Origin of the sequence: Flavobacterium sp. UBA7680 (genome assembly GCF_002482975.1) — a bacterium.
GTDB lineage: Bacteria > Bacteroidota > Bacteroidia > Flavobacteriales > Flavobacteriaceae > Flavobacterium.
Genome location: NZ_DLHA01000046.1, coordinates 1 through 20,543, shown reverse-complemented (window position 1 = coordinate 20,543; position 20,543 = coordinate 1). Strand labels below are relative to the sequence as shown.

At 34.6% G+C, this 20,543-nt stretch carries 16 protein-coding genes and 1 pseudogene; 8 read left to right on the top strand and 9 right to left on the bottom strand.

Annotation, left to right across the window (positions count from 1 at the left end):
* Position 1: 1 nt before the first annotated feature.
* Together B3C18_RS19685 and rnpA are read right to left on the bottom strand one after the other, a co-directional pair.
* Positions 2-835, bottom strand: coding sequence for a DUF4349 domain-containing protein (locus B3C18_RS19685; RefSeq protein WP_291150621.1), 834 nt, complete (start codon positions 833-835; stop codon positions 2-4).
* An 80-nt stretch (positions 836-915) separates the two neighbouring features.
* The gene (gene rnpA, locus B3C18_RS19680; protein WP_291150618.1) at positions 916-1,320 is read right to left on the bottom strand and encodes a ribonuclease P protein component; all 405 of its coding nucleotides are present in this window, start codon (positions 1,318-1,320) and stop codon (positions 916-918) included.
* A gap of 126 nt (positions 1,321-1,446) precedes the next feature.
* Here rnpA and B3C18_RS19675 point away from each other — a divergent pair, with 126 nt between their 5' ends.
* The 3 genes from B3C18_RS19675 (at position 1,447) to B3C18_RS19665 (ending at position 4,085) form a co-directional block, all read left to right on the top strand.
* Positions 1,447-2,193, top strand: a complete 747-nt coding sequence (locus B3C18_RS19675) for a lysophospholipid acyltransferase family protein (protein WP_291150616.1) — start codon at positions 1,447-1,449, stop codon at positions 2,191-2,193.
* Positions 2,194-2,238: 45 nt separating this feature from the next.
* Positions 2,239-3,231, top strand: a complete 993-nt coding sequence (locus B3C18_RS19670) for an acyl-ACP desaturase (RefSeq protein WP_291150612.1) — start codon at positions 2,239-2,241, stop codon at positions 3,229-3,231.
* 200 nt (positions 3,232-3,431) lie between these two features.
* Complete coding sequence (locus B3C18_RS19665; protein ID WP_291150609.1) at positions 3,432-4,085, top strand: HD domain-containing protein; 654 nt, start codon at positions 3,432-3,434, stop codon at positions 4,083-4,085.
* A gap of 154 nt (positions 4,086-4,239) precedes the next feature.
* On the opposite strand, the gene B3C18_RS19660 is transcribed toward B3C18_RS19665, so the two are convergent.
* Together B3C18_RS19660 and B3C18_RS19655 are read right to left on the bottom strand one after the other, a co-directional pair.
* Positions 4,240-5,646 carry a di-heme oxidoredictase family protein gene (locus B3C18_RS19660; protein WP_291150606.1) on the bottom strand — a complete coding sequence of 469 codons (1,407 nt, stop codon included), beginning with the start codon at positions 5,644-5,646 and terminating at the stop codon, positions 4,240-4,242.
* A 68-nt stretch (positions 5,647-5,714) separates the two neighbouring features.
* On the bottom strand, positions 5,715-6,893 hold the full coding sequence (locus B3C18_RS19655) for an imelysin family protein (protein WP_291150602.1): 1,179 nt from the start codon (positions 6,891-6,893) through the stop codon (positions 5,715-5,717).
* 130 nt (positions 6,894-7,023) lie between these two features.
* Between B3C18_RS19655 and B3C18_RS19650 the strand changes: the two genes are divergently transcribed.
* Genes B3C18_RS19650 through B3C18_RS19640 form a run of 3 tightly spaced genes read left to right on the top strand, consistent with a single transcriptional unit; the run spans position 7,024 to position 11,922 of the window.
* Positions 7,024-8,148, top strand: a complete 1,125-nt coding sequence (locus B3C18_RS19650; RefSeq protein WP_291150599.1) for an imelysin family protein — start codon at positions 7,024-7,026, stop codon at positions 8,146-8,148.
* A 2-nt stretch (positions 8,149-8,150) separates the two neighbouring features.
* Positions 8,151-9,518 (top strand): HTTM domain-containing protein, encoded by a 1,368-nt coding sequence (locus tag B3C18_RS19645; RefSeq protein WP_291150596.1) that lies wholly within the window; start codon positions 8,151-8,153, stop codon positions 9,516-9,518.
* Positions 9,457-11,922 (top strand): TonB-dependent receptor domain-containing protein, encoded by a 2,466-nt coding sequence (locus B3C18_RS19640; protein ID WP_349680591.1) that lies wholly within the window; start codon positions 9,457-9,459, stop codon positions 11,920-11,922. The genes B3C18_RS19645 and B3C18_RS19640 overlap by 62 nt, the downstream gene beginning before the upstream one ends.
* Before the next feature lie 332 nt (positions 11,923-12,254).
* On the opposite strand, the gene B3C18_RS19635 is transcribed toward B3C18_RS19640, so the two are convergent.
* From B3C18_RS19635 to B3C18_RS19615, 5 genes are all read right to left on the bottom strand, one after another.
* Complete coding sequence (locus tag B3C18_RS19635) at positions 12,255-12,377, bottom strand: FeoB-associated Cys-rich membrane protein (protein ID WP_291150593.1); 123 nt, start codon at positions 12,375-12,377, stop codon at positions 12,255-12,257.
* A gap of 6 nt (positions 12,378-12,383) precedes the next feature.
* Entirely contained in the window at positions 12,384-14,483 is a 2,100-nt protein-coding gene (feoB, locus tag B3C18_RS19630) for a ferrous iron transport protein B (protein WP_291150590.1), read from the bottom strand.
* Positions 14,483-14,722: a FeoA family protein gene (locus B3C18_RS19625; RefSeq protein ID WP_017495803.1), complete on the bottom strand. Its 240-nt coding sequence runs from the start codon at positions 14,720-14,722 to the stop codon at positions 14,483-14,485. The genes feoB and B3C18_RS19625 overlap by 1 nt, the downstream gene beginning before the upstream one ends.
* 104 nt (positions 14,723-14,826) lie before the next feature.
* Positions 14,827-15,492 carry an SCO family protein gene (locus B3C18_RS19620; protein ID WP_173968934.1) on the bottom strand — a complete coding sequence of 222 codons (666 nt, stop codon included), beginning with the start codon at positions 15,490-15,492 and terminating at the stop codon, positions 14,827-14,829.
* Positions 15,493-15,847: 355 nt separating this feature from the next.
* A complete protein-coding gene (locus B3C18_RS19615) occupies positions 15,848-16,771 on the bottom strand; it encodes a DMT family transporter (protein WP_291150572.1) in 924 nt (307 codons plus the stop codon).
* A gap of 203 nt (positions 16,772-16,974) precedes the next feature.
* Between B3C18_RS19615 and B3C18_RS19610 the strand changes: the two genes are divergently transcribed.
* A complete protein-coding gene (locus tag B3C18_RS19610; protein ID WP_263761774.1) occupies positions 16,975-19,035 on the top strand; it encodes a M13 family metallopeptidase in 2,061 nt (686 codons plus the stop codon).
* A gap of 216 nt (positions 19,036-19,251) precedes the next feature.
* Positions 19,252-20,543: pseudogene (locus B3C18_RS19605) on the top strand (M13 family metallopeptidase N-terminal domain-containing protein); the annotation flags it as partial.

Sequence of the window (20,543 nt, the reverse complement as noted above, 5' to 3'; positions counted from 1 at the left end):
ACTATGGTTTTTTTCTTTTAATTCTCTTTCTAATAAAATAGGCTAATACAACAATTATAATAATAAACGGCCAAATGCTGATAATTGATATAAAGAAACTTGACAAACTAAAAAACCCTGATTTAATAGCAGTCCAGACTTTTGATCCGTATGACAATTGCACGGCTTCTTGTTCCGGCAGGTTTTTAAAAAACTCAATTGTAACTGTACTTTCAGAAACTCTGCTTTCTAAATATTTTAACTGGCCTTCTTTGGCTTCAATTTCTTCGCGGATAATCGAAATCTGTTTTTCGATTTCTAAGATTTCACTAATTTTAGTGGCTTTTTGTAATATTTGAAGATAACGTTCTTCAAGTTTTCTTTTATTTTTTAATCTTGTCGTTAAGTCGATATATTGTTCGGTAACATCTTCGGCCGTAATTTCTTTTCTCTCAAAATAAGAAACGCCTTTTGAAATTGTATTGATAAAATTGTCAAAATTCTGACTTGGAACTCTAATCGTTATATTTCGATAAAGCGTGCCATAGTCTTTTCCTTCAGAATCACTTTGAACTTTTCCCTGGCTTTGTTTAACCGCTGTTTGAATCTGTTTGTATGTTTCTTCTAAATCATTGGTTTCAAATCGAAGCGATGCTTGTTTTATGATTTTTTGTTCAATTTTAGGCGAAGGAGCTTCTAGATTTTTATCTTGATCTTTTTGAATATATTCGCTTTTACTTGCTGGCGGCGGTGGTGATATTTTTATGGCACTTATTGAAGCTTCATTAGGAGCTTCATTTTTACTACATCCCGAAAGAACACAAAAAATTACAGATAAAAAGAAAATGTATCGCATAAAATTTCAATTTAGTGCTAAAACTACAATTTTTTTATAATTTTTTATCTGATTTAGAGTACAAAGTTGACTTTGAAGCTTTATAAATCCTTTTTGATTTCAGAATCGGGAGTTTTGTTTAACTGCTGTATAAATTTATCAAACAATTGAATCGTTTTGGTATTGATTTCTTCGTAAGATAATCTGTCTTTTGTCTGGTAAAAAAGCATGAAAGAATACGGCTGATTTAAATGATCCAAAAGCAAATGTTTGTTGAGTCTGTAGGTTTCTCTGAGCACTCTTTTGAAATAATTCCTGTCAACGGCTTTTTTAAAGTATTTCTTAGAAACCGAAACACCCACTTTTGTATTACCCTGATATGCAGCTTCTGCCTGACGGTAAACCAAACGAAGCGGATATTTTGAAACCGATTTCCCTTCAGAAAAAAGTAATCCAATCGTGGTTTTGCTCTTTAAGCGTTCATTTTTAGGGTAGGTAAAGTTCATTTAATTCAGAAAAAATTTGCAATTTTAAGGGCAAAGGTACAATTAAACCATAAAAACGGTTATTGTTTTCAATTTTTCTACCGCTAAAAATATATTTACTACTTTTGACCTCAAATTTTTTCAAGCATGCAAAAGATAATCTCATATCCAATCTCCGTAATTTTTTATTTATGTTTTGGATTGTGTTTGGCTGTTTTTCACCCAATACAATGGATTTGCCTTAATCTTTTTGGTTATCAGGCTCACAAAAAAAGTGTTGATTATTTAAATTTCTGTCTTTTAAGCTGTACACGTTTAGCAGGTACAACTTATAAAGTTACAGGCGTAGATACAATTCCGAAAGGAGTTCCAATTATTTTTGTGGCCAATCATCAAAGTATGTACGATATCGTGACAATGATTTGGTACTTTAGACGTTTTCATTGTAAATTTGTAAGTAAGAAGGAGTTAGGAAGCGGAATTCCGAGTGTATCTTTTAATTTACGCCACGGAGGTTCTGTTTTAATTGACCGTAAAGACCCTAAACAAGCGATTCCAGTAATCAAAGGCTTGTCTGAATATATAGAAAAAAACACTAGATCTGCTGTAATCTTCCCGGAAGGAACCCGCAGTAAAACGGGAAAACCTAAAGAATTTGCCCAAAGCGGTTTAAAAATTCTATGCAAATATGCACCATCTGCATACGTTGTTCCGGTAAGTATTAATAATTCATGGAAGATGGTTCGTTACGGTATGTTTCCGGTTGGTTTAGGAAACCACTTAACTTTTACGGCACACAAAGCAATGGCAGTAAAAGATTATGATTTTGCCGAATTAATGGCATTAACAGAAAAAGCGGTTGTTGAAGGAGTAAACGAGTATAAACAGGATTAAGTTTTAGTCCGAGCTAAAATATAAATCCCAAATTTAAAATAAGTAATGTCTATAAAAAACATTAGATTAGAAGTGATGCAGTTTTTGGAAAAAAACGTTGACAGCTTCGTTGAACAGTATTTAATTCCGGTGGAAAAAATTTGGCAGCCGTCAGATTTCCTGCCTAATTCTGAAGGAGATAATTTCTTTGAGGAGGTAAAGGAACTACGTGAAATTGCTAAAGAATTGCCATACGATTTCTGGGTAACGCTTGTTGGTGATACCATTACCGAAGAAGCGCTTCCAACATACGAGTCATGGTTGATGGATGTAGAAGGAGTAGATCAGGTGGAGAACGGCGGTAATGGCTGGTCGAAATGGATCAGACAATGGACTGGAGAAGAAAACCGTCACGGAGATCTTTTAAATAAATACTTGTATTTGTCTGGTCGTGTTAATATGCGTGAAATCGAAATGACAACACAGCATTTAATCAACGACGGTTTTGATATTGGAACTGGAACTGATCCGTACAAAAACTTTGTATACACTAGTTTTCAAGAATTAGCAACTTATGTTTCACACAATAGAGTAGCGCAGATCGCGAAAAAATTTGGTGATAATAAATTGTCTAAAATGTGTAAAATGATTGCAGGTGACGAAATGCGTCATCACCATGCATACAGCGAATTTGTAACCAGAATTTTTCAGGTTGATCCAAGTGAAATGATGTTGGCGTTTCAATACATGATGAAACAAAAAATCGTTATGCCGGCTCATTTCCTAAGAGAATCAGGTCAAAAGATAAGCACTGCTTTTGAACAGTTTTCTGATTCTGCACAACGTATTGGAGTTTACACAGCAAATGACTACGTTGATATTATGCAGAAACTAATCAACAAATGGGAAATCGATAAAATCACGAACTTAACAGATGAAGCTGAAAAAGCACGTGATTACTTAATGAAATTACCAGCTCGTATGGCGAGAATCTCAGAAAGAATTGTAATTCCACAAGAATCACACATCTTTAAATGGGTTGAACCTGCGAGATTGTAAAAATTTTAGATTGCAGATTTCTGATTTTAGATTTAAAATTGATTTTTTGCAATTGATATTGATATTGAAAATATTGTTGATTGTTAAAGTTTAAAACCTTTAATAATCAACATTTTTTATTTAAACCATAAAAAACACCAGCGCAAATCCGTTGAATCAGTAAAATCCGCGGGCCATTTCACCACAAACCAAAATACAATATGAGTAATCCTGAACTTATAAATAAAACCATAGCATTTGTAAAAGAAAAATTAAACGATGCCGAAGGCGGTCACGACTGGTTTCACATCGAACGAGTTTATAAAAACGCACTTTTAATTGCAAAAGATACCGATTGTGATAAAACAGTTGTAGAATTAGGAGCACTGCTTCATGATATAGCCGATAGTAAATTTCACGACGGAGACGAAACAATTGGGCCAAAAACAGCCCGTTTGTTTTTAGAATCACATAACGTTTCAGAGGATATTATTCAGCATGTGGTAAACATCATCGAAAACATCTCTTATAAAGGCGGAAATTTTGAAAAGAAGTTTTCTTCTGTAGAATTAGATATTGTTCAGGATGCCGATCGTTTAGATGCGATTGGAGCGATTGGAGTAGCAAGAGCGTTCAATTACGGTGGATTTAAAAACAGAGCCTTATATAATCCTGAAATTGCTCCGGTAACGAATATGACCAAAGAAGAATATAAAAAGAACAATGCACCAACGATAAATCACTTTTACGAAAAGCTTTTGCTGCTAAAAGACAAAATGAATACAGAAAAAGGAAAACAAATTGCTGCCGAAAGACATCGTTTTATGGAAACATTTCTATCTCAGTTTTATGCTGAATGGGAAGGAGTGAAGTAAGTATACAGTTTTCAGTCTGAGTTTTCAGTTATAAAAAATGGCTTCAAAATTTTGAAGCCGTTTTTTATTTAAAAGTCTAACGATCTAAGCTAGTCTGTCAATCTAAGCTAGTCTAGCAATCTAAGTAAGTCTAACAATCTAAGTAAGTCTATAATTAAAGCGAATTAATAAACGCGAGTAAATCATCACGTTCTGCTTTTGTTAGTTTTTTGTATTTGTCTTTTGCTTTTTGAGCCTCGCCGCCGTGCCATAAAATAGCTTCTTCAACATTTCTGGCTCTTCCGTCGTGCATTAAATTTGTGTGTCCGTTTACCAATTGAATTAAACCAATTCCCCATAAAGGCTGCGTTCTCCATTCAGAACCAGTTGCTTTAAAATCATTGGCATTATCAGATAATTGTTCTCCCATATCATGCAGAAGCAAATCTGTATACGGACGAATAGTTTGATTTCGAAGTGCCACAACAGTATGAGTATTTCCAGTTTGGATTTTTGGAATATGGCAGCTTGTACATTGTATGGTTTCAAAAGTCTTTTTACCTCTTAAAACATTTTGATCTGTATAATTTCTTCTTGCCGGAACCGCTAATGTCTGCGAATACAAAGCCATTCGGTTTAAATTAACTTCAGAAATTTCGGGAGTTCCGCCATTTGGAATTGTACTTAAATCAACACCTGTTGGACCGCTTTCATTAGGAAATAAACTTGAGGTAATTCCCATATCGCCAGATAAAGCGCTCGCCACTTGCTGACGAATATTCGGCTGATTGGATTTCCAACCAAAACGACCTAACTTCGTTGAGTTCGTTGCAAAATCATGAACGTAATTGGGTCTTCCGGAAATACCGTCATTATTAGCGTCATTTTCATCGGCGAAAGCCAAAATAGTAGCTTCAGGAATCGCTTCCAATAATCCCAATCCAATAATTTGGTTGGCAACTCTCGGCGAAATCTGAATATTTGCTAAAGGGCCATAACCTAAATTTGTAACTGTATAAGTCGGTTTTCTTAAAACTACTACAGTTTCATCTGCTAAAGTTTCCTGAATTTGCTGATAACTAATCGTAAACTGACCTTCGGGAGTTTGGCCTAAAATAGAATTATCCTGTAACTGACCTCCATAAACAGGATCAGGAAAACCAACTCCGTTAGCATCTTGTCCGCCAATGGTAAAACGCAAAAGAAGACCTTTTCCTAATTCACCATCAAATTCCGGAGCTCTTCCGCGTCCATCTTTAAAATGACAGCTTGCACAAGACACAGCATTAAAAAACGGACCCAAACCATCTCTGGCTGTTGTTGAAGATGGAGCTGATATCCAGCTTTGTCTAAAAAAAGAATTTCCTACTCCAAAATCAGTCTGCTCATCAAAAGTAAGTTTTGATGCCGAAAAACCAAACGCTTCCTCACTAACATTAAACACAGTAGTTTCACCTCCGGAAAACTGTTCGCCTTCTTCAGCAGTTAAGGGAATATATTTTTCGTCATTATTATCGCTATCGCTGCAATTAGTAAAGCTAAGACAAAGAATAACAAGTAGAAACGGAATAAAATTCTTCATGGTATTATGCTAAAAAAGTGCTCCTGCAAAGGAACACTTTTTGGTTTAAATTTTTTCTTATTTTTTGCTTAACTGTTTACGTTAACCCCAATTTTTGTAGCACCAGCTAATAAGTTTGCTCCAAAGTTAAGTAATTGTGTAACAGCTGCTTTTACTTTTGCACCTTCTGTTGAGTCCGGCCCTCCTGAAATAGCTAAATCAAACGGAGTTAGGATTGCAGCAACCTTTGTTGTAGACGCAGTTAATGAAGCTTGAGTATCATTGTACGCCGCTGTATCTGCCTGCTTTACTAAATCTTCTAAAGATGCACCATCGATAGAACCGTATTTTCCTTGGTAAACATTAATAACACCTTGCAAGTTTAAAGCAATATCACGGTGAGTGTTATCACTAAAACAAGAATGCTCGTCTTCCTGGTCAGCATTTTCAAGAGCCACTTCCATACGCTCAATTGGTAATTCAGCAGTAACAAGAGTAGTGATTCCTAAGTAAATATTTTTGATAGCTTCATTTTCAGGCAAAGCCAAAAACTTAGTTCTGTAAACACCGCTTGGTTTCCATTGCTGAACTAAATAATCTAAATTATCAGTCAATAAATCAGCGCAAACATTTAAATAAGCCGCTCTACGAGTTTGGTTTGAAGCTGTACCAGCAGCTACATAATCCGTATAAGGTCTTTGTCCCGGTTTGTTTGCAGATGGAGCAGTTAAATCTTGTCCCCATAATAAAAACTCAATTGCGTGATATCCAACACTAATGTTTTTTTCACCGCCATCCTCGTTTAAACTTTGCAATAAAGCTTTGTCAATTGTAGGATAATCATCTTCATCATTAATAATTCCTGCACCTGGAGCACCATCAACATAATCAATAAAGTTTTCGTCTAATGGCCAGGCATTCAATAAACCTTCAGGTCCGTCATCGTCACCATCAATTGGTCCATTTGCAAAACGGAAAGCCTCTGTCGTTCCGTAGCTTTCTCTTGAAGTTTTCCACGCTGTTTTAGCAGCTGTAAAATTAGCATCAGTAGGAGTAGTGGTAAAAGTTTTAAGAGCAGTTTCTAAAAGTACGGCATCATCATAAGCCTTTTTGTAATTAGCATATACAAGGTTTGCATAATTTTCAATTACCTCTTTTTTAGTAACAACAGTAGGAGTAGTGTCGTCTTTGTCGTCATTACTGCTGCAAGCAAAAAAAGTCAATCCTGCAAATAGAGCAAAAGCAACTTTTGGATATAAGTTTTTCATATCTTGGTTTATTTAGAATGATTAAATTTAAAACAAAAGTAAGTATTTCTCACATCCACGCAAATTTAATTTAGAATAAATATGCTTAAGTATGATTCGCTTTTGTATTTTTGTCAAAATTTGCATCAAAATGAAAAAAACAATTTTCTTTTTAAGTTTATTAGCAACTATAATTGCTTGTTCATCAGGAGATAATAATGGCGGAGATGATTCTGGTGGAAAGAATTTCGACAGAACTGCACTTTTAACCAACTGGGCAGATAATATTATTATTCCGAGTTACGAAAACTATCAAACAAAGATCAATACTTTGTCTACAGATGCGACAGCTTTTACTGCAGCACCAACCGAAGCCGGTTTACAAAAACTAAGATCAAGTTGGTACGAAGCTTACAAAGCATACCAATATGTTGGAATTTACGGTTTCGGAAAAGCGTTGGACATCAACTTTAAAGAAATTGCAAATACCTATCCAACAAGTAAAACCGGAATTGAAGACAATATTACTTCTGGAACTTACAATCTAAGTCTTCAGGCGCAATATGCAAAACAAGGTTTACCGGCTTTAGATTATTTGTTAAATGGATTAGGTGCCAATGATACAGAAATAACAGCATTTTATACTACAAATGCAAAAGCAGCCAACTACAAAAAATACGTTACAGATGTAACCGCAAAACTAAAAACTACAATTGACGCTGTTGTTACAGACTGGAAAACGGGAGGATATAGAAATGCTTATATCGCCAACACCGGAACTTCTGTAAGCGGTGCCGTAAATGTAACAACAAACAATTTTGTAAAGAATCTTGAAAAAGACATCAGAACTGTAAAGCTTGGTATTCCGGCTGGTTTGTTCTCAAACGGAGTAAAATATCCTGAAAAAACAGAAGGTTTGTACAAAGGAAATGCTTCAAGAGAATTATTAAACCTTTCGATAAAAGCATCTCAGGATTTCTTTAACGGAAAACACTTTACATCTACAACAAACGGAGAAAGTTTAAAAACCTATTTAGATTTTGTAAATGCAGTGCGCGACGGTAAAAAATTAAGTGAATTAATCAATACGCAATACGCTGCAGTATTTACCGCAAATGATAATTTGAATGTAAGTCTGGCAGATCAAATAAATGCTGATAATACTAAAGTCATTTCAGCTTATGATGTCTTGCAGAAAAATGTAATTTATACAAAACTTGATATGATGCAGGCCTTAAACATAACAATTGATTATGTTGATGGTGATGGCGACTAACAATGAAAAACAGCATTAAAAAATATCTTGAAACAAATAATCATGCCGCAACGCTAGCCTTTTTTAGGCTGGCGTTTGGTTTAATGATGAGTCTCAGTTTGGTTCGTTTTTTAAGTTACAATTGGGTAAATAAGTTTTATATCGAGCCCATTTTTCATTTTACGTATTATGGCTTCGAATTCGTGAAGCCTTTCGGGACGCCCACTTACCTACTATTTGTACTTGCTTTATTATCTTCAATTGGTATTGCTGCAGGTTATCGTTACAAAGTTGCATCAACGATTTTCTTCTTAAGTTTTACCTATATCGAGCTAATGGATAAGACTACTTATCTTAACCATTATTACTTCATTTCTATCATCAGTTTTGTGTTGATTTTTTTACCGGCCAATGCATATTTTTCTCTTGATGCCTATCGAAATCCTAAAATTGCATTTCAAAAAATTCCACGTTGGACAACCGACATTTTGAAACTTCTTTTAGGAATAGTTTACTTTTATGCGGGTCTTGCAAAACTAAATTCAGATTGGCTTTTCAAAGCAATGCCATTAAAAATTTGGCTTCCCACAAATCATAATCTTCCTTTTATTGGAAGTTTATTAAACCAAAACTGGGTTCATTTTGCTTTTAGCTGGAGCGGAATGATTTACGATTTGAGTATTCCGTTTTTATTGCTTTACAAACGAACCAGAATATTTGCCTTTGTACTTGTAGTAGTTTTTCACGTTTTAACTAAGATTTTATTCCCAATTGGCGTTTTTCCGTATGTTATGATTATCAGTTCGCTTTTGTTTTTTGGAAGTGACTTTCATAAAAAATGCCTTCAATATATTGCCCGAATACTTTTAATCAAATTTGAAGTATTTGAAAACGGAAAAGAAAAAGTAGCAGCATTCAATACTTTTTACAAAGCCAAGATTGCAGTTCTTTCTACTTTTCTACTTTTTCAATTGACATTCCCATTTCGATATTTATTATATCCAGGAGAATTATTCTGGACAGAAGAAGGTTTCCGGTTCTCTTGGCGTGTGATGTTAATGGAAAAAGCAGGCTACACACAATTTACAGTTAAAGACAGCAAAACAAAACAAGAAATAAAAGTAAACAACGGGCACTTTTTAACTGCTTTTCAGGAAAAGCAAATGGCATTTCAACCCGATTTTATTTTAGAATATGCCCATTTTTTACACGATTATTATCAAAAACAAGGAATTCAGGATCCGGAAGTTTACGTAGAAAGTTACGTCGCACTAAACGGAAGACTGAGCAAACCTTATATTGACCAAAACATAAACCTAGCCAAAGAAAATGAATCATTTCAACACAAAACCTGGATTTTGCCTTTCAACGATGAAATTAAAGGATTTTAGCTTTATTTTATTTTTACTGTTTTCCATAAATGCCATTTCTCAAACTCACATTTCTGGAGTTGTGAGAGGAGAATCAGGCGAAAAATTATCCTTTGTTGAGGTCTACAATAAATCCAACGGAAATAAAACCAATACAGACAAAGAAGGAAATTTTGATATCGTTGTTCCAGATTCAGGAACCTATACTTTTATTTTTTATAAAGACAATTATTCTGTTTTAGAACAGGAAGTTACGGCGCCAAGTTCTGATTTGACGATAACTCTAATCAAAATTACCAATCTTTCTGAAGTTGTAGTTAAAAACGAAAGAGAGAAAGTTTTTGCACTTCATAAATTAAAAGACATTGAAGAAACAGCTATTTATGCCGGAAAAAAGACTGAAGTAATTCAATTAGATAAACTTACAGCCAATAAAGCCACAAACAATCCGCGTCAAATTTATGGTCAGATTGTAGGTTTAACCATTAATGAAAATTCTGACGGAGGTTTGCAATTGAGTATTGGCGGCCGCGGTCTTGATCCAAACCGAAGCGCCAATTTCAATACACGCCAAAACGGTTATGATATTAGTGCCGATGTTTTGGGTTACCCCGAAAGTTATTACGCAACGGCAACAGAAGCTCTTGAAGAAATTCAGATCGTTCGCGGTGCAGCATCTTTGCAATACGGAACGCAGTTTGGCGGATTAATCAACTTTAAAATCAAAAGTCCGAGTAAAAAACCAATCGAGTTTGTGACCCGAAATACAATTGGTTCGTATGGCTTATATACCAATTTTACAAGTTTAAGCGGTACAAAAGGGAAATTTAGTTACTACACCTTTTTCAATTATAAAAAGGGAGACGGTTTCCGTCCTAATTCAGATTTCAGCAGCAAGAACTATTTTGTAAATCTGAATTATCAATTTACAGAGAAAACCTCGCTGCATTTTGACTATACTTATTTTAATTATTTAGCGCAGCAGGCGGGAGGTTTAACTGATCAAATGTTTAATGAAGATCCTACACAAAGCAACAGAACAAGAAACTGGTTTGCTGTAAACTGGAATTTATTTGCGTTGAGGTTAAAACATCATTTTGATAACGATGCCGATTTTTCTTTACAGTTATTTGGTTTAGATGCGAGCAGAAAAACAGTTGGTTTTAGACCAAATCGTGTTGAGCTGCCAGATAATGGTGGCGTTCGTGATTTAATTCTGGGTGATTTTGTCAATTGGGGAGCAGAAGCACGTTATTTAAAGAAATACAATTTTAACGGAAATTCGAATGCCTTTTTAATTGGTGCCAAATATTATCAGGCAGAAAATACAGGAACTCAAGGCCCGGGAAGTTCAGGAAGTGATGCCAATTTTAATCTGGCTACAGACGAATTTCCGCAAGCACCAAATCAATCCGATTATAAATATCCAAATTTAAACTTTTCTATTTTTGGAGAAAATATCTTCAAACTGTCGGATAAATTCTCGATTACACCCGGATTTCGATATGAAAACATCAAAACACAGGCAAACGGATCATACAGAAAAATTAATCTTGACGGTGCCGGAAATGTTATTTTAGATGAAACGGTTGAAGAAAGTAATGTTAGAAAACGTGATTTCTTTTTGTTCGGCGTTGGACTAAGCTTTAAACCAAAAAGCGGAGTTGAGTTTTACGGAAACATTTCGCAAAATTATCGTTCCATAACTTTTAATGACTTGAGAACCGTTTATTCTAGTTATGCGATATCAGATGATATTACAGATGAAAAAGGTTTTACATCTGATATCGGAATTCGTGGAGATATTAATGATAAAGTCCGATTTGATTCGAGTATTTATGCCTTGTATTACAATGATAAAATTGGTGATTACTGGACACAAAGCGGCGGAAAACCAATTCTTTTAAGAGATAATATTGGAACGGCAATTACATACGGTTTTGAAACCATGATCGATTGGAGTTTAAACAAAACTTTTTTTGATCAAAATGAAGACTTCATTTGGAATGTTTTTTCAAACGTTGCCATTACCGATTCTGATTATTTAAAATCGGAAGATGTTAATGTTGAAGGGAACAAAGTCGAGTTTGTTCCACTTTTCAATATTAAAACTGGTACAGGAGTTGGCTACAAAAACTTTATGTCGAGTGTACAGCTTACGTATGTTTCATCGCAATTTACCGATGCAACCAATCAGGACGTGGGCGCAAATGCTATTAGTAACGGAATTTCGGGTAAAATCCCAAGTTATTATGTCGCCGATTTCTCATCATCTTATAAATGGAGAAACTGGAAACTGGAAGCGGGCGTGACCAACTTTACCGATAATAAATATTTTACACGCCGCGCATCGGGTTATCCGGGTCCTGGAATTATTCCGTCAGACACCAGAACTTTTTATGCTACGTTAGAGTTTAGATTTTAAAAGGCACATTATTCCGAAAGCACACAGGAATCCAAAAGAAAACCATAATAATCTGGTAACTCTATTGTCTCTTACAATTTCATTTTTTTCGAACTTTGTCATTTGATTTGAATTTTATGCTGCAAAATTAATTTGTGCTGTATTGAGAACTAAGCCATAAAAGTTTTTTAAACATCAAAAAAGGGTATTTAACTCATTCATAGATTTTTAGATAATAAAAAAGCTTCACAAAGAATTTAAAATCTCTGTGAAGCTTTGTGTTTATTTTAGTGAAACTCTGCGAAATAAGAAAACCTTAGAAGCTTAGAATCTCAGCACCTCAGTAACTTAAATCACGAACATCCGCAATTGCCATCACCACAGTTTTTTTTCTTTTTAGATTTCCAAAAGAATTTTCTAATCAAAAAGCCAACGGCGATAAATAATATGACAAAGGCTATAATTTCTTGGATCATAACATTTTACTTTAAAAATTGATAGGCTAAAAGCGCAGTAATATAAGCAAGCCCGGTCATAAAGAAAAGCTGCATTACAGGCCACTTCCATGAATTTGTTTCTTTTTTTGTAATCGCTAATGTACTGGCGCACTGCATTGCAAAAGCGTAAAACAATAACAACGAGATTCCAGAAGCAAAATTAAATATTTTTTCTCCCGTTTCAGGATTTACCTCTTTCTGCATTTTACTTTTAATTGTCGATTCGTTATCGCTGTCTCCAACACTGTAAATAGTAGCCAGCGTTCCAACCAAAACTTCACGGGCTGCAAACGAACTGATAATCGCAATCCCGATTTTCCAATCGTAACCAAGTGGAGAAATTACAGGCTCAATAGCTTTACCCATAATCCCGATATAGGAATTCTCTATTTTTTGAGAAGCCACTTCATTTTCAAACTGAACTTCATTTAAAGTTGTGTTGGCAAATTTTTCTTTTACGATAGTTTCCGCATCATTAAATTCCTTTCCAGGCCCAAAAGAAGCTAAAAACCATAAAATAACAGATATTGCCAAGATGATTTTACCTGCACCTAAAACAAAAGCTTTGGTTTTTTCGACAACGTTGATTCCAACATTCTTGAAAAGCGGTAATTTATAACTTGGCATTTCAACAACGAAATACGTTTTTGAATCCAGTTTTAAAACTTTATTTAAAATATAAGCCGAAATGATTGCCGTTACAAATCCCAATAGATACAATAACATCAACGACATACCTTGCAGATTTAAAAATCCGAGAACTCTTTTATTCGGAATCACTAATGAAATCATAATCGCATAAACGGGTAATCTTGCAGAACAAGTCGTGAATGGCGTTACTAAGATCGTAATAAGGCGTTCTTTCCAGTTTTCAATATTTCGTGTCGCCATAATAGCCGGAATCGCACACGCAGTTCCTGAAATTAAAGGCACAACACTTTTTCCCGAAAGCCCAAATTTGCGCATTATTTTATCCATCAGGAAAACAACACGGCTCATATAACCGCTTTCTTCGAGAATTGAAATGAACAAAAACAAGAAAGCAATCTGTGGAATAAAAATAATAACACCGCCAATTCCCGGTATAATTCCCTGCGAAAGTAAATCGGTCAAAATACCGCTTGGTAATTCTTTTGCAACCCAGCTGCTAAACGAAGCAAAAGTCGCGTCAATAAAATCCATCGGAATGGTTGACCAGCTGAAAATAGATTGGAAAATGATAAATAAGATTCCAAGGAAAATAGCATAACCCCAAAACTTGTGCGTTAAAACACGATCCAGTCTGGCTCTGAAATCTGTCGCAGCTTCAGTATCAATTTTTAAACCTTCTTTTAAAACATCATTTATAAATTGATAACGTTTTATCGTTTCTTTTTGCTGTAAACGCTTTAATTCAGAATGCGATTTGGTAAAAGTACTTCTGATTTCATTTCTATCTAAATTCAAAAAGTTCACATCCTGCGTGATCACCAACCATAATTTGTATAATAATTGGTTAGGAAAAGCATGTTGTAATTTTTGAAAATATTCCTCGTCAATAACCGAAGCATTCATGCAAGGTTCATTTGGGATCGTTTTATAAGAAACAATAAGTTCTTTTAATTCCTCAATTCCCAAACCTTTTCGCGAACTTACTAAAGCAATTTTCGTTTTTAGCTTTTCTTCAAGATACGGAATATCTAGAGTTATCCCTTTGCTTTCCATACGATCAGACATATTGATGACTAAAATCGTCGGAATTTCAAGGTCTTTTATTTGAGTGTAAATCAGTAGATTTCGTTTCAGATTTTCAACATCTGTAACCACTACCGCTACATCCGGATATAATTTATCGTTTTTGTTTAATAACAGTTCAATTACCACACTTTCATCCATAGAACTTGCGTTAAGACTATAAGTTCCCGGTAAGTCAAGAATATTGGCTTTGATGTTATGAGGTAATTTACAGAAACCTATTTTTTTCTCAACCGTAATTCCGGGATAATTCCCCACTTGTTGATTTAGTCCTGTAAGCTGATTAAAAACGGAAGTTTTTCCTGTATTTGGATTCCCAATAAGGGCAACATTGATATTTTGAATGCTCATTACAAATTGGTTTTGATAAGTTCAACTTCAATTTCACGAGCAGTTTCAACACGAATGGCTACGTGTGAACCATTTATATCTAAGTATAATGGATCTCCAAAGGGAGCAATTTGAAGCAATTCGACTAAGTTGCCTGGTAAACAACCCATTTCTAATAATTTTAGAGGAATAAGATCGATATCAAAATCTTTGATAATGGCTTTCTCGCCTTTTTTTAGAGTGTGGATAGTATTTTGCAAAGCTTATTTAGATTGAATTTAGATTGCAAAAGTAGGCAATTATTCTTTATTTCAAGGCATTTAACACTTTTGTAAATGCTAAATGTTTCTAAAAATAAGGGATTTTACTCCTGACACAAGAAATTGATGTCCTCTAAAAGGCGTTTAATTTCCTCTTTATTCGTTCCGTCGTAAAAACCACGAACACGTCTTTTTTGATCCACCAAAACAAAATTCTCTGTATGTACCATATCATACAATTGATCTGGTCTTCCTAATTTTACAGCCAGATACGATTTTCTGGCCATAGTGTAGATTTCTTTTTTATCTCCCGTAACCAGATTCCATTTACTATCTACAACATTATGTTTTATAGCGTAAGCTTTTAAAACCGGAATGCTGTCAACTTCAGGAAAAACGGTATGAGAAAGCAACATTACTTTAGGATTATTTAAAATTGCTTTTTGAACATCTTCTAAATTCGTCGTCATTTTTGGGCAAATAGACCCGCAAGTCGTGAAGAAAAAGTCAGCAACATAAATTTTTCCTTCGTAATTTTTTTGAGTAATCGTATCTCCGTTCTGGTTTACAAATTTAAAATCAGCAATCGTATGGTATTTACTTTTGTATTGCACCGTACTATCAACCAATTCAGGATTTACATCAGCGGGATTAAATATAGGTAATGTTTTTTGTGGCTTTAAAGCCGAATAAAATAAGGATATAGTGACAGCCGAAAAAACGAATAAAACAATAAAGAATTTGCGGTATTTATAAAGAAACGATTTCATAAAAATAATTTGCCGCAAAAATACAAAAAGCACTTTTTAAAAAGCTAATTGCGTGTTGTTTTTAACAGAAGAACCACAGTTTAAAAGAGCTTTCTTACGACAGGATTGCGGAATGGCACACGGATGACACGGATTCGCTAGCGCGAAAGCACTGATTAGAGCGGATTTTTTTGCTATTAATCTCGCAAAGTCGCGGAGTCGCAATTTTTTATACCCAAGTTTGTCATCCTGAGCGAAGTCGAAGGACCACAAAACAGATCCCCAATTTATTAAAGTTTTATAATAAATAGATCCGTGTAAATCTGCGTTTTCGCGCTAGCGAATCCGTGTCATCCGTGTGCCATCTCGCAACACTTTAAATTTTGTTCTTTCTAATCGATTTATTCACCAAATACAATCCCATTAAAGTGACAAAAACACCAACAGCAATTGCCGGAGTCAGTATTTCTCCAAAAAGAATAACTCCTAAAATAATAGCCACAATTGGATTCATATAAGCATAAATACCCGTAATTTCTGTGGGAAGATGTTGCAGCATATAAATAAAAGCAACAAAAGTTAGAATAGAACCAATGACAATCAAATAAGATATCGCCCACCATGATACTAACGGAATTTCTTTTAATGAAATATTCATTCCAAAAGCCTCGGTGATTCCAAAAAGTAAAAAGCTCGAAATCAACATTTGCAGTCCTAAACTAAAATACGGATTAAAACTCGCTGCTTTTTTCTTGGTATGTAAAATCCCAAAAGCCCACGTAATCGTTGATGCAACAGATAAGAAAATTCCAAATTGAAAATCAGGTTTTAGAAAATCTCCTAAATGATCCATGAAAATAATGCAAATTCCGCCAAAACAAATTAATAAACCCGTAATCGCCAGTTTAGCAATTCGCTGCCCCTGAAAAAAACAAATTACAACAATCCAGATTGGGAAAATAGCAGCAATAATAGCGGCCAAACCACTGCTAATATATTGAACGCCCCAAGTACTTAAACCGTTACTACAGGCAAAATTTAAAATGGCCAAAATAAAAATTGTAGTCCATTGTTTGCCTTTTGGCCAAGGCTCCTTTTTTAGTATAAAATAACCAACATATAGAATCCCGCCAACAAACTGGCGTATAGTAGCCAATTGCAAAGCAGGCATGTATTTTACACCCTCTTTTGAGGCCAGCCAAGTGGTGCCCCAAAAGAAACTCACCCAAAACAGCGCCAATATAGGTAAACCAATAGCATCTATTTTTCCGGAAACTGCATTCTGTATTTTTGCTCTCACTTTTATTCAAATTATTTGTAACAAATATTCCAAAAAGTATTCTAATATTCAGTTAGAAACCCGTGATTTATACATGAAAATATTTGATGATATCTATTAAAATTTAAGGATAATGCATTTTTTTGCGATTATTTCAATAATTTTAACATAGCGTTTCAGATATTAGGAATACGTTTGTATAAAGACCAAAAACTTAGATATAAATGAAAAAACAACTTAGCAGACCTTTGTTCTGCGCCTTTTTTGCGGCAGTTTCATTTACAGCTGTTCAAGCTCAAAATGCAACTTCGAAAGAACCAGGTATCAATGTTTCGTACATGAATACCAAAATTAGTCCAAGTCAGGACTTTTTTCAATACGTAAATGGAACCTGGCTTAATCAAACTGAAATTCCAAGTGATCGTACGACATGGGGAAGTTTTAATGAATTGATTAAGAAAACAGACAAAGATGCAATGTCTATCCTGAAAGAAGCATCAAAAAATCCAAAGTACAAATCCGACACAGATCAAGGGAAAGCCGTTAATTTATTCTCTACTATTTTAGATACAGTAGGAAGAAATAAAGCCGGAATTGCACCTTTGCAACCTTACTTTAAAAAGATTGATGCTATTAAAAATGTGGCTGATTTACAAAAGTATTTGGTTGAGGTTGAACCGGAAGGTACAGCTGCTTTTTTCGGAATCTATATTGGTGCCGATGAAAAAAACAGTTCTAAAAACTCTGTAACTCTTGGTGTAAGTCAGTTAGGTTTACCAGACAAAGATTACTACACATCTGAAGATAAAGATTCTAAAGAAAAAAGAGCAAAATACGAACTTCATGTAGCGAAGATGATGCAGTTTATTGGAGAATCTCCAGAAAAAGCAAAACAAAGTGCAGCTGCAATTTTAGCTTTAGAAACAGAATTATCTAAACCTCGATTAGATCGTGTAGAGAGTAGAGACAGTCGTTTGCAATACAACCCAATGACAATTGCAGAACTTCAAAAAATAACACCGGCTATTAAGTGGGATGCTTATTTTACAGGTCTTGGTTTGGCAAAATTAGATACAGTAGTGGTAATGGAGCCAAAGTATATGAAAGCTTTGCAAACTGTTTTTACTCAAAATAAAGTAGCGCAGTGGAAAGAATACTTAAAATGGGATTTATTAAATACCGTTGCTACAAAATTATCAACAGATATCGAAACTGCTAATTTTAATTTTTACAGCAAAACTTTAAGAGGAGCTATAAAACAATTACCACGCGAAGAAAAAGCATTACAAGTTGTAAATACAACAGTTGGTGAGGCGCTTGGTAAATTATACGTAGAAAAAGTATTTCCTGCAGAAGCAAAAGCAAAAGCAGTAGATATGATTCATAATATTATTTTGGCGTACCAAAACCGTATTAATAATTTAACCTGGATGTCTGCTGCAACTAAAGTTAAAGCAATCGAAAAGTTAAATAAGATTACGATAAAAGTAGGTTATCCGGACAAATGGAAAGACTACTCAGCACTTCAAATTAAAAGCGTTGCCGAAGGCGGAAGTTATTTTGATAACGCCCGTAGCTTAAGCAAATGGAATTTCAAAAAAGGAATTGAAAAACTACACAAGCCGGTTGATAAAACAGAGTGGGGAATGTCTCCACAAACTGTAAATGCTTATTACAACCCATCTTATAACGAAATTGTATTCCCGGCAGCAATTTTACAGCCGCCTTTCTACAATTATCAAGCTGATGAAGCGGTAAATTATGGTGGAATCGGAGCTGTTATTGGTCATGAAATTTCTCATGGTTTTGATGATTCAGGAGCACGTTACAATGCCGAAGGAAATTTAGTAGACTGGTGGACACCAGAAGATTTAAAACAATTTACAGCATTGGGTAAAGCTTTGGCAGATCAATATAGTGCTTTAGAGCCATTACCTGGAATTCACGTAGACGGTAATTTTACTTTAGGAGAAAATATTGGAGATTTAGGTGGTATCAATGCAGCTTATGATGGTTTGCAATTGTACTTAAAATCACATCCAAATCCTGGATTAATTGATGGATTCACTCCACAACAACGTTTCTTTATTTCTTGGGCAACCGTATGGAGAACTAAAACGAGAGACGAAGCAATTAAAAATCAGGTAAAAACAGATCCGCATTCACCTGGTATGTACAGAGCTTACGTTCCGCTTCAAAATGTTGATGCTTTTTATGATGCTTTCGGTATCAAAAAAGGAGACAAAATGTATGTTGATCCAGATAAGAGAGTTAAAATCTGGTAATCTATAAAAATTAAAAAAACGACGCTTTATTAGCGTCGTTTTTTGTTTAAGTTATTCTTTGAAAAAGTGAACTTTTAAAAATTTTAGAAGACAATTTGGGTTAAAATAGACGTTTTAATTGTATCGTAATTTCCCGAATCAATTATTGATAAAATTTAACATAGATTTCAAAATAATAACAATATGTTTGTATATATACTAATACTATAAATAAAAATGATAAAACAGCTTAACAAATCTGTGTTTTGTGCATTTTCAGCAATGCTATGCTGCGTAACTATCGAGGCGCAAAATGCAAAACCAAAAGAACCGGGTATCAACCTTTCTAATATGGATACAAAAGTAAGTCCTGGTCAGGATTTCTTTCGTTACGTAAACGGAGCCTGGTTAGATAAAACTGAAATTCCAAGTGACAGAAACTCATGGGGAAGTTTTAATGAATTACGTCAAAAGACAGATAACGATGCACTTGCAATTTTAAAAGAGGCATCAAAAGATCCTAAGTACAAATCGAATACAGATCAGGGTAAAGCAATTGCTTTGTTCAATACGATTATGGATACGGTTGGCCGTAACAAAAACGGTATCAAACCACTTCAGCCTTATTTAAAGAAAATCGATGCGATTAAAAACGTAACTGATTTGCAAAATTTCTTTATCGAAATGCAACCTCAGGGCGGAATTGGTTTCTTCTCTGTTTACGTTGGTGCTGATGCAAAAAACAGTAATAAAAACTCAGTGAACTTAAGCCCGGGTGGTTTAGGATTATCTGATAAAGATTACTACAATGCAGATGATAAAGATTCGAAAGAAAAACGTGAAAAATACGAAGTACACGTAGCAAGAATGTTGCAATATCTTGGAGAATCTCCTGCAAAAGCAAAAGAAAGTGCAAAACAAATCCTGGCTTTAGAAGTTGAATTGTCTGCTCCGAGATTAGATCGTGTTGAGCGTAGAGATCGTAGAAAACAATACAATCCAACTGCGGTTGCTGATTTAAAAAAGAATACGCCTTCAATTCAATGGGATAAATATTTCGCAGGAATTGGTATGACAAAACTGGATACAGTAAATGTAGCTCAGCCACGTTATATGATTGCTTTAGAAAAAACATTAACAGAGAAAAAAGTAGAAGCCTGGAAAGAATACCTTAAATGGACTTTATTAAACAGAACAGCTTCAACTTTAACAACTGATATTGAAAATGCTAATTTCGATTTCTACGGAAAAACATTAACAGGAGCGTTAAAACAACGTCCTCGTGAAGAAGTAGCTTTACAAGTAATCAACGGTGCAACCGGAGAAGCTTTAGGGAAACTTTACGTTGAGAAATTATTTCCTGCTGAAGCAAAAGACAAAGCAAAGAATATGATTGCGAATGTAATGTTAGCATACGAAAACAGAATCAATGCATTGCCTTGGATGTCTGCAGAAACTAAGACAAAAGCAATCGAAAAATTAAAGAAACTGACCATTAAAATTGGATATCCTGATAAATGGAAAGATTA

What these genes read in the sequence shown, in the direction of transcription:
- B3C18_RS19685 (WP_291150621.1), bottom strand. Translation starts at nt 835, where the DNA reads ATGCGATACATTTTCTTTTTATCTGTAATTTTTTGTGTTCTTTCGGGA.
- B3C18_RS19655 (WP_291150602.1), bottom strand. Translation starts at nt 6,893, where the DNA reads ATGAAAAACTTATATCCAAAAGTTGCTTTTGCTCTATTTGCAGGATTG.
- B3C18_RS19675 (WP_291150616.1), top strand. Translation starts at nt 1,447, where the DNA reads ATGCAAAAGATAATCTCATATCCAATCTCCGTAATTTTTTATTTATGT.
- B3C18_RS19650 (WP_291150599.1), top strand. Translation starts at nt 7,024, where the DNA reads ATGAAAAAAACAATTTTCTTTTTAAGTTTATTAGCAACTATAATTGCT.
- B3C18_RS19670 (WP_291150612.1), top strand. Translation starts at nt 2,239, where the DNA reads ATGTCTATAAAAAACATTAGATTAGAAGTGATGCAGTTTTTGGAAAAA.
- B3C18_RS19610 (WP_263761774.1), top strand. Translation starts at nt 16,975, where the DNA reads ATGAAAAAACAACTTAGCAGACCTTTGTTCTGCGCCTTTTTTGCGGCA.
- B3C18_RS19635 (WP_291150593.1), bottom strand. Translation starts at nt 12,377, where the DNA reads ATGATCCAAGAAATTATAGCCTTTGTCATATTATTTATCGCCGTTGGC.
- rnpA (WP_291150618.1), bottom strand. Translation starts at nt 1,320, where the DNA reads ATGAACTTTACCTACCCTAAAAATGAACGCTTAAAGAGCAAAACCACG.
- B3C18_RS19645 (WP_291150596.1), top strand. Translation starts at nt 8,151, where the DNA reads ATGAAAAACAGCATTAAAAAATATCTTGAAACAAATAATCATGCCGCA.
- B3C18_RS19640 (WP_349680591.1), top strand. Translation starts at nt 9,457, where the DNA reads ATGAATCATTTCAACACAAAACCTGGATTTTGCCTTTCAACGATGAAA.
- B3C18_RS19620 (WP_173968934.1), bottom strand. Translation starts at nt 15,492, where the DNA reads ATGAAATCGTTTCTTTATAAATACCGCAAATTCTTTATTGTTTTATTC.
- B3C18_RS19665 (WP_291150609.1), top strand. Translation starts at nt 3,432, where the DNA reads ATGAGTAATCCTGAACTTATAAATAAAACCATAGCATTTGTAAAAGAA.
- feoB (WP_291150590.1), bottom strand. Translation starts at nt 14,483, where the DNA reads ATGAGCATTCAAAATATCAATGTTGCCCTTATTGGGAATCCAAATACA.
- B3C18_RS19660 (WP_291150606.1), bottom strand. Translation starts at nt 5,646, where the DNA reads ATGAAGAATTTTATTCCGTTTCTACTTGTTATTCTTTGTCTTAGCTTT.